Origin of the sequence: Thermogladius sp. (assembly GCF_049970955.1) — an archaeon.
Classification (GTDB): Archaea; Thermoproteota; Thermoprotei_A; order Sulfolobales; family Desulfurococcaceae; genus Thermogladius.
In genome coordinates, this window is record NZ_JBMFLY010000046.1 from 1 (window position 1) to 6697 (window position 6697).

General features: G+C 55.2%; 6 protein-coding genes. 2 read left to right on the forward strand and 4 right to left on the reverse strand.

The window, feature by feature from the left end; genetic code table 11:
- Both cdd and ileS read right to left on the reverse strand, forming a co-directional pair.
- Positions 1–393, reverse strand: a 393-nt coding sequence (cdd, locus tag ACP5VX_RS05670) for a cytidine deaminase (protein ID WP_428724919.1), incomplete at its 3' end; no start/stop codon positions are given.
- A gap of 4 nt (positions 394–397) precedes the next feature.
- Positions 398–3565 carry an isoleucine--tRNA ligase gene (ileS, locus tag ACP5VX_RS05675; RefSeq protein WP_428724915.1) on the reverse strand — a complete coding sequence of 1056 codons (3168 nt, stop codon included), beginning with the start codon at positions 3563–3565 and terminating at the stop codon, positions 398–400.
- 124 nt (positions 3566–3689) lie between these two features.
- On the opposite strand from ileS, the gene ACP5VX_RS05680 reads away from it, so the two are divergent.
- On the forward strand, positions 3690–4007 hold the full coding sequence (locus ACP5VX_RS05680; RefSeq protein ID WP_428724916.1) for a hypothetical protein: 318 nt from the start codon (positions 3690–3692) through the stop codon (positions 4005–4007).
- Here ACP5VX_RS05680 and ACP5VX_RS05685 read toward each other — a convergent pair.
- Together ACP5VX_RS05685 and ACP5VX_RS05690 are read right to left on the reverse strand one after the other, a co-directional pair.
- Positions 3976–5589 carry an HD domain-containing protein gene (locus ACP5VX_RS05685; RefSeq protein WP_428724917.1) on the reverse strand — a complete coding sequence of 538 codons (1614 nt, stop codon included), beginning with the start codon at positions 5587–5589 and terminating at the stop codon, positions 3976–3978. The genes ACP5VX_RS05680 and ACP5VX_RS05685 overlap by 32 nt on opposite strands.
- Positions 5590–5639: 50 nt before the next feature.
- Positions 5640–5849: a hypothetical protein gene (locus ACP5VX_RS05690; RefSeq protein WP_428724918.1), complete on the reverse strand. Its 210-nt coding sequence runs from the start codon at positions 5847–5849 to the stop codon at positions 5640–5642.
- A 132-nt stretch (positions 5850–5981) separates the two neighbouring features.
- On the opposite strand from ACP5VX_RS05690, the gene ACP5VX_RS05695 reads away from it, so the two are divergent.
- On the forward strand, positions 5982–6697 hold a 716-nt coding region (locus tag ACP5VX_RS05695), incomplete at its 3' end, for a peroxiredoxin (protein ID WP_428724920.1).

The window sequence follows — 6697 nt, forward strand, 5'->3', positions numbered from 1 at the left end:
TCCAGACCCCGTAGACCTCAACTTGAATGGCGAGGGGAAGAGATCTCTCAGGTTCGCGACGACGGTTTTACCCGTCTTCACGCTGTGCATGACCACCTCTACTTCGCTGTTGAACTCCGCTAATACCTGCCTACAAGCTCCGCACGGAGGAATGGGCTCGTCCATGTCTGTAACGATGGCGATCGCCACCGGGCGCCTCTCCCCAGCTGTCACCATGGCGGATATCGCTGACCTCTCGGCGCATATCGTGAGCCCGTAACTGCTGTTCTCTACATTGACGCCTCGGTAAATGTTACCTCTCTCGGTTAGGACAGCGGCGGCGACGTGCACACCACTGTAGGGTGCGTAGGAGTGTGGGAGGACCTTTTTAGCCTCTTCTATGAGGAGTCTGATCGTCTTATCGTCCAACCCTCCTCACCATTATGACGAACACGTCTCCGCCTATGTCCCACTCCCTTGTATAGCCGTCCAGGTCGGGGAGGGCGTCCACGAGCTCGACTTTCACGGAGCCTGTCTCGTTCTTCACGTAGTCCTGGTACCACGCGAGTAGGCTCTTCTTGTCGGCCGGGGCGACGATATACGTCTCGATCTTCTCGTCGAGCTCTAGATTCATCATCTTTCTCATCACCTGGATTCTCCTGACAACGTCTCTGGCCAGCCCTTCCGCGACCTCCTTCTCCGTCAACCTCTTGTCGACCGCTATTGTCCCGAGCTCGCTTACCTCAACTACATAGCCCTCTACGTAACCTACGACGACCTCGAAGTCGCCTTGCTCTATTCTCGCAGTCTTCCCCTCGATCTCGAGGTCGAAGTAGCCCTTTGTCAGGAGCCCGCGTGCGACCTCGCTCTCTCTTCCCCGGACGTACTCTATCACTCTGCCTGTAAGTTCCTTGAACTTTGGCCCGAGCCTCTTGTAGACCGGTCTCAGAGTGTAGACCACTATCTCCTCGACGCTTTTTGCGTCCTTCACCTCCACCGCTTTCGAATTGAACACCTTCTTTAAGAGCTCCGAGTGCTTTTCCACGACCTCGGCGACTTCCTTCTTGTCCGTGTAGACTATTACGCTTTTGACTGGTTGCCGCAGTTTAATCCCGGCTTTCATCCTGGCCGCCGCGACCCGGTCTGCAAGTTTCCTGACGACCTCCATCTCCCTCTCTACTGAGGGGTCGAGGAGCGAATAGTCTGGCTGCGGCCAGTCGGAGAGGTGGATAGACTCTAAGCCTTCGACGGGTCTGAAGACCTTCTGGTACACGTACTCCGCGAAGAAGGGTATGAAGGGGGCGGCTACCACCAACATGTTCTTCAAGACGTAGTAGAGCACCGCGTACGCTGCTAGCTTGTCCTCGGTCTCCTCTTCCACCCATATCCTCGGTCTAACGATCCTGAGATACCAGTGGCTTAGGTCTTCCACGATAAACCTCCTCCACTCCCTGACAGCTTCGTGTATCCTGTAGTTCTCGAGGCTCTCTGTTATCCTGATCAAGGTGTTCGTGAAACGGCTCAACAACCATTTGTCTTCGAACTTCAGCCTGCCGGCAAACTTCTCCAAGCTGTTCCTCGAGGGGTCGAACCTATCCAGGTTCATGTAGGTGGAGGCGAACAGGTAGACGTTCCAAGCCACTTGCAGGTCGCTCGCTACTTCTTCGATGCTTTTCCAGGAGAACCTCAGGTCTTCCCACACAGTGTTGCTCAACAACCATAGCCTGAGCGGGTCTCTACCAGCCGTTTTGATCGCTTCGTCCGCGCCCACGTAGTTGCCCAAGCTCTTGTGCATCTCCCTCCCTTTCTCGTCGAGGGCGAAACCGTGAACCAAGACAGTCTTATATGGGCTGACACCGAAGCCTATGACGCCCGACCTCAGGAGTGAGAAGAACCATCCTCTCGTCTGGTCGTGCCCCTCCACAATGAAGTCGACGACCACCTCCCCTCCCTTGAGGTCTTGCGGGCGCCCCCTGGCAGCGTAGAAGGCTATACCGCTGTCTAACCAGACGTCCACGACGTCTTCGACCCTTCTCATACTCCTGCCGCAAACGGGGCACTTGAGCTCGACCCTGTCAATCCATGGTCTGTGGAGGTCCGGTGGGACCTCGCCGCCCAGCCTCCTGATGTCGTCGACGCCCCCGACTACGACGTAGTGTCCATTCTCGCAAACCCAGACTGGTAGTGGCGTCCCCCAGTACCGCTGCCTAGATATTACCCAGTCCTGGACGTTCTCGAGCATGTGTAGCATCCTCTGCAGCGCCCACTCGGGTATCCACTTGACCGACTTTGCCTCCTGTACTAGCCTATCCTTTAACCTAGATACTCTGATGACCCACTGCTTTGTTGCACGCAGGATGACGGGCGTCTTGCACCTCCAGCACACGGGGTACTTGTGGATGATAGAGCCCTCGTACACGAGATAGCCCCTCTCTCTCAGGTCCTCGATGATCGCTCTGTTCGCGTCGCGTACGAACATGCCCTGGTACTTACCAGCCTCCTCCGTGAATACGCCCTCGTCGTTGACCGGGCTCACAACCAGGTCAATACCGCTCTTCTTGGCGACCTCGAAGTCCTCGAAGCCGTGGCCGGGAGCCGCGTGTACTAGTCCCGTACCCTCGTGTAGGCTTACGTACTCCTCCGAGGGGAGGACGACGTGGTACTTGCTCAGCTTCTTCTGGGCTTCGACCAGGTCTTCGAGGGGGTGTTTGTACCTTAAACCTACGAGTTTCTCGCCTGGGAACTCCTCAATGATGGAGTAGTCCTCGACTCCCGCTAGCTCCATGACTTCCCGGAGGCGCGTCTTGGCGAGTATCCAGACCTCATCGCCCACCCTCACCCTAACATAGGTGCCCTTGGGGTTAACCATGATGAACGTGTTGGCTGGGAGAGTCCACGGAGTTGTAGTCCAGATCAGTAGGAAGGTCTTCGGCTCCCCCTCCACCGGCATCTTCACTACTATACTCGGGCTCTCGAGGTCGTGGTACTCTACCTCGTACTCAGCGAGAGTGGTCTGGCACCGGGGACACCAGTGGACGACTCTGTAGTCCTTGTCTAACAAGCCCGACTCGTGAGCCCGCTTAATCAGCCACCACGCCGACTCTATGTACTTGTTATCTAGGGTGTAGTAGGGGTTTTCCCAGTCCATGGCTACGCCGATTTCCTCGAACCACTTCGTCATAGAGGCCGCGTTTGTGAGGGCGAGCCTCCTACACTCCTCCACGAACTTGTCTACCCCTATCTTCTCCTCTATCTCTCGCTTGCTTCTCAAGCCGAGCTTCTGCTCGACTTTCACCTCTATGGGTAGCCCGTGGCAGTCGTAACCGGGCTTGTCGAATACGCGGAAGCCTCTCATCCTCTTGAAGCGGAGAACCACGTCTTTCAACGTCTTGTTCCACAACGTGCCTATGTGGGGTACGTCGCCAGAGGGGTACGGCGGGCCGTCTATGAAGATGAACGTGTTCGACGAGCGCTGGGCTTTCTCTCTCATCTTCCGGTATATCTCCACCTCTGCCCAGAAGCTCTTGACCGCGTCCTCAACGACTCTCCAATCGTACTGTCCCGTCAGCTTACCCGGTATGGGCAAGTAGTAGCCCACCTAGGTCTGGTCAAATAGCAGTGATAACACTAGTAATAAATTCTAACGTTTTTAACTCAATTACCGCCCGCTTTTTAAGTTCATCCAGTTGCAATTAGAGCGTGGTGGTTTATTGCTCGAGGAGCTGGTCTTGAGCGTTGTACGCGAGTACAAGCCGTCCCGGAGCACCCTCCACTCCATTGTTTACTTGAAGAACGGGGTGTTGCTGAAGGACTGGACCCTGACCATAACAGGCGTGTACAGTGAGAGGCTTGAAAGAGTCGTAGAGGAGCTGATAAACTCCGGCTCTATAAGGGTGTGCAGCAACGGTAGACTGACGACGGACACGTGCCCTTCAGACAACAAGGACTTGAGCAGTATAGTAGACGAGGCTATAAGGAGGTTCGTGAGGGAGTCTTTCAGCTCGTCTCCGGTGCTTCGGCAATCCTAGCCTTGACCAAGTCGCTTATGACGTTCGCTACGATCTCCTTGGCCTCCGCGACTTCGTCCTCGTCGAGCATCTTGTACTTGCGCCTCTCGAGGTAGACCGTGACCAGGGCCTCTGGTACTAGCCCGTGCCTCTCCGCGAAACTGTTGAAGCTGACCTCTTTGTAGCCGATCACCTTGGAGTCCTTCAAGGATACGATCAGAAGGTGCTTGACTATCTCGCTACCAGCGGACGGGAACACGTCGACTTTGTTGTAGAGGGTGAGAACGTCCTCGTCTGAGAGCTGTAGCTTGCCGAACCTACTGTTCAGCTCGCTGACGATCTCGCTCTTTATCCTGGTCTTCAGGTCCCTGCTAAACCTCGTTGAGAACAGTACCCTGGCGTCCTCTAGCTTCAGGACCTCTCTACTGAGGAGCTTCCATATGGGTTTCCTAGTAACAAAGAGGCTCTCGAGAGCCCTCTTAGCGAAGTCTCTGTCCTCGCACTCGAGCTCAGACGCCGGCTGGTACAGTAGGGACTGGAGTACCCCGTAGATGCTGAAATCGTTCAAGAGCACGTACTTGGACCACTCGTTCCTGTCCAGCATGTCTTCGAGGATGCTGGTGACCCTGCTCTTGATGCACTTGAGCAACCGCCCTACAGTCTCGACGAACGCTGTGTTCACGTGGTGGAAGTACACGTTCTTGTACATCATCTTCCTCGCCTCCAACAGCCTTACGAGGTCGTCGACCGCCTTGCTAGACACGGCAGGCTTCAGCAGGCCGTCGTGCTCTACTATGAACGTGTTCCTCAACAGCCACTCCTCGTTTATCTCCCCTATGGCGAGACCCGTGTAGTAGGAGTCCCGCTTGAGGTAGTCCATTATATCGCTCGTAAAGATGTAGTCCCTCACTACGAGCCTAACTATCGTACTCAGCGCTTTATCGCGGGTCGGGACGTAGAAGTCCTCGGGCTTTATACGCCCCTTCTTAAGGAGCTCCGTGTAGTCCTTCATACCGAGCGGCGGCTTCAATCCGTCGTCCAGCATGTTCAGAACGTACTCTGGGTCGACCCCGAGCGTCTTGTAGTTGTCCTTGAGGGCCTGCTCGATCAGGCGGCGGATGCTCTCCCTGTAAATGAGGTACCCGAGGACCTCGTGGTTGCCGATGACGTACGGTAGGAAGTCCCTCGTCTTGTAAACGTACTCGTCGAAGGCATGGCTGAAGGGTCCGTGCCCAATGTCGTGTAGCAATCCAAGTAGTCTCGTAGCGAGCGAGATCTCCTTGAGCCTCGCCGAGAGCTCGTTGTAGTGCTTGGACTGCGAGAGGTACTCTAAGCTACCCTTGAGGAGGTACGTGATGTACTTGTACGACACGTGCATCACGCCGAGACTGTGGTTGAACCTCGTGTGGGTGGCACTGGGGTATACGAAGTGGGCCGTCTGGAGTTGTAGAATGTACCTCAGCCTCTGAAGGGGCCAGCTGTCCATTACAATGTCTTCAACGCCTTTGATGTAGTCTATGTAGTTGTAGATTACGTCCCTGACCTGGGCGTTGAACGGGAGCATCCACGGGAACGGGCTTGGGCTCGACTCCAACTCGATCACGGCGAGTACTATTTTCCTTCAACAAAATACACTTGCGATCTTAATAAATATTACTTCCCAGACTTCATCTTCTCTATCAACGCCTTGTAGGGCGACTCGAGGAAAAACCCGTTCCTGCACACAGGGCACACTACTAGGACAGGGCGGCTCCTCTCCTCAGGGACGGTCTTCGAGTCCGCCACGTATAGAACCGACTCGTAGACGAAGTAGAAGTCGCTCGGTCTACCCTTGAAGCCGCAGAACGGGCACTCCAGCTCCATTCCCTCAACCGATCAGAGGTTTGTTGGGAACCCTATTAAGTCTGGTGTTAGAAACGCTCCTCTTTGAATTAGTTTCAGAAACCAAAAAGTTTATAAATCAAACCCCCAGATAAAGTGTTCTTAGGTGGGAAAGTGCCCGGCATGATGCCTCTGATCGGCGAGAAATTCCCTGAAATGACCGTCATGACAACGCACGGCCCGAAGAAACTGCCGGACGACTACCTAGGGAAGTACCTTGTCTTGTTCAGCCACCCCGCGGACTTCACACCCGTCTGTACAACCGAGTTCATAGGCTTCGCAGTCAGGTACGAGGACTTCAAGAAGCTGAACGCCGAGCTTCTGGGGCTCAGCGTTGACAGCACCTTCTCCCACATCAAGTGGGTCGAGTGGATCAAGGAGAAGTTTAAGATCGAGATACCGTTCCCGATAATCGCTGACCCGACAGGCGAGGTCGCCAGGAAGCTGGGCATGCTACATGCCCAGTCCGCTACGAGCACTGTGAGAGCTGTCATCATCGTGGACGACAAGGGAATTGTCAGGGCAGTCCTCTACTACCCGCAGGAGACGGGCAGGAACCTCGACGAGATACTAAGGCTCATCAAGGCTCTCCAGGTCAACGACAAGTACAAGAGAGCACTGCCGGCCAACTGGCCTAACAACGCGTTGATCGGAGACGCACTAATAGTGCCGCCCGCCGCCACAGTACAGGAGGCCGCTGAGAGGCTACAAAAGTACAAGTGCTTCGACTGGTGGTTCTGCTTCGAGGAGGGCAAGGTACCCGCGGAAGAGGTCAACCAGGTCAGGTCGTGGCTCGAGAGAGCGGCGAAGCCCTGGAAGCTCCAAGTCCC

Bases quoted from the DNA above. Each gene is read 5' to 3' on its own strand.
- ACP5VX_RS05690 (WP_428724918.1), bottom strand. From the start codon at position 5,849: ATGGAGCTGGAGTGCCCGTTCTGCGGCTTCAAGGGTAGACCGAGCGAC.